We start from the raw sequence: 2,933 nt of genomic DNA on the forward strand, positions 1-2,933 counted from the left end.
ATCCACATCGCCGCATCCTTCATCTTCTATCTCAAAGAATGAGTCCTGTGCCTAGTTCACTGCGAGTGGCCCCGACCCCCGAACAATTCATTTTGACATAGTTCTGGGAGCGTACTTATTTTGCACTCCATTTACGTATTTCTCCGAGTGCTTACTCAGGCGACTACTGGCCTGCTTACCTTCGTAAGGATAGCGGAACCTGTTCAAAAATCCAGCCTAGCGCTAAGCGACACCGTTCGCGGGTCTCCAGGAAAAGCATCCATATTGCCATAAGTAATCCAATAACGCTCGCCCCCGAGGTTTCTGATCATCGCCCGCAGAGTCAGACGATGCTTTCCGACTGGTGTTATATAGTTGGCTCCGATATCCCACACTCGATAGGAGGGTAGCGACAGTGCATTGGAGGCGCCATCATACATCGAATCAACATAGCGAAAGTAGGCGTCCAGGCTAAGGCCTTCAAGATGCGGCACCCGCCAGTGAAGCTGCGCCGTCGCTTGAAATGGCGCGGTGCCTTCGACGTGGTGTCCGACGTAACCTGGTGCGGCTTTTAAATAACGCGCCGAAAGATACGTTAGTCCACCAGAAAGAGTAAGCCGCTTTGTTAGAGCCATCCCGCCCTGAATTTCGGCTCCCTGATAGCGGGCCACACCATCTTCAACGTAATAATTTTGAGCGTTCGTATAGGCTGTGTCGGTATCCAATCGAAATAACGCACCTGTAAGCGACCAGTTTGACCTCGCCACTTTCGCTCCGACTTCATAGTTGGTACTTTCCATCGGTGCAAATGCCTGATTGTAGTTCAAAGTGCCTGCAGGCGCTTGCCCCCCGCTTTGCATTGCACGAACGTAACTGAAATAGACATTAAAACCAGGATCTATCTTATATGTCAGAGCGAAGATAGGCGTTATCGGGTTATTTCGGTGCGCCGCTGTCTGTGAACCTGTCGCAGCATAATCATTTTCGGAGTAACTTGTATAGCGGGCGCCGGCGAGTAATGACCAGCGGCGCCAGGTCATAGTATCGCTTATGAATGGAGATGTTTGTTCGTAGTCGATGTATTTATATAAACGCGGGTGGTAGTGCTGCGAGGGGAGATAACTTGTTAGACCAGATGCATTGGCGTTTATGAAAGACGGAATATCACTAAAAATATTGCCAGTCGAGACTGTAACGTTACTCGATGCGTTCGCATCCGTATCGTAAATTTGGGATTCCCACGAGACTCCGGCAACGATGTCATGCCGAAGCGAACCTGTCATGATGTGTCCTTGTAGGATTTCCTGTATTTGGTTGTACCACCACGCACGCTCTATAAAAAATGCATTATCTTTATAATTTCCGGAATTATCTTCGAGTGTCATGATGGTTCCCGGGAAATCCTCGTCTAAGGACGAATACCGATACGACAAACGCGAACTCCAGTTCTCGTTAAGGTCCCACCGCAGCCCCGCGGTAACGATTTTCATATCGTTAGTCTTCCATGACCCTTCCGCCCCGAACTGTGTCCTCCCGCTCACGGACGGCATGGACGTGACATTACTAGATATCGCTAGGGTATTTATCATGTTTTCCTGAAGAGTTTTCATATAAAATAGACTTGCGTCCCAATGGAGATTGTCTGTTATGCGCCCATCAAATGCGAGGGTGAAGCCGTCACGGCGCGTCTCTGCATTATTGGGGAGTGTGCCAATTTCATTTGCGAAAGAAAAGCGGTAACGTAGGCGCCCATTGTCGACTATCGTTCCTCCAGCATCTATCATCTGTCGAAAAACAGCATCCGAGCGATATCCGGCCTCGAGCGACAGAGTCTTATCGCCATGCGGCTTCTTGATCTCGAAATCAATGACACCGCCAGGCGCTCCAAAGCCGTACATAAAAGCTGACGCGCCTTTAATAGCCGAGATGCTCTCAAAATTCTCGACCGGTAGGTCAATGGACCAGTATGGAATGGCGAGACCGTCGACCTTATACCCATTTAATACATCAACGGATAGGCCGCGTATCTTAAAACTTGATCCGGAAGCCGCGCCATTTCCACTATTGGCGATCGTAATCGACGGGTCGACGTTGAAAACTGCATTTATGTCAGTAGCCTGCCGTGACTGGATTGTCGCCGCGTTCACTGATGTTATCGAAAACGGAGTATCAAGAATTGATCGGTTTCCCAGCGCTCCGGCGTTAGAGGGACTGTGCAGGCGTGCGCCGACACCGGCGCCACTCACGACGATCGCTTCTCCGGCGGTGCTTTGGTAACGCCTATTCGGTTCTATTCTTGGATTTCGATCGCGACTGAGACTGATTTTTTTTCTATTTAGAATTTTATTTTCAGATTTGACCGCGGAAATTTCACGAGCGTGTAACGTGGTCGGAGAAAGCGACAAGGAAAGACCAAGTGCGACTGTCATCAAGACGCGGCTGCGAAATGATGAAGCGGCGTCGAAGCGTGTCGACGTCGAATAAATAAACATTTAAACTTTCCAGTTCGGTTAGGATGAGCTGCGCACTCAACAAAAGCTGGGTTTTGCGACGTCCAGAGTTGTGATTCAATTGAGTAAGAGAAATGTGACTAACGAAAATTGGAAATCGGTTTTATCCTCGAAAAACCGTATAACCTTTCGGGATATATCCCGAGGTCTCTGATATTGGAGTGACGATCGCTTGGCGTTGGTGGCGCGTTGATCAACATTGCGGTCGCAATAATGCACGGGAGTGGTTGCCGTGGCATATACAAACTGCGTCATTTTCAGGGTTAGCTGATTGTTCACGCCATGTGGTATGAGACACGCCGCCGCTGGAGACGGAAACTCGGGGCGGTGTTTCCGCGCAGACTGCACCGCAAGCGCACTACTTCCGGCAACGTGTCGGCTCTAAACGATATCAGGTGGAGGGTTCGAAGAACCGTTGATTGACTCTCCTTTTTGCCTGATTTC

General features: G+C 49.6%; 1 protein-coding gene. It reads right to left on the bottom strand.

Translation table 11 applies throughout. The features are described 5' to 3' along the window. Positions 1–203 precede the first annotated feature (203 nt). Complete coding sequence (locus tag HK28_RS13180) at positions 204–2,471, bottom strand: TonB-dependent siderophore receptor (protein WP_233140549.1); 2,268 nt, start codon at positions 2,469–2,471, stop codon at positions 204–206. Between the last annotated feature and the right edge of the window lie 462 nt (positions 2,472–2,933).

The sequence above is a fragment of the Acetobacter sp. DsW_063 genome (assembly GCF_002153745.1).
Taxonomy (GTDB): domain Bacteria; phylum Pseudomonadota; class Alphaproteobacteria; order Acetobacterales; family Acetobacteraceae; genus Acetobacter.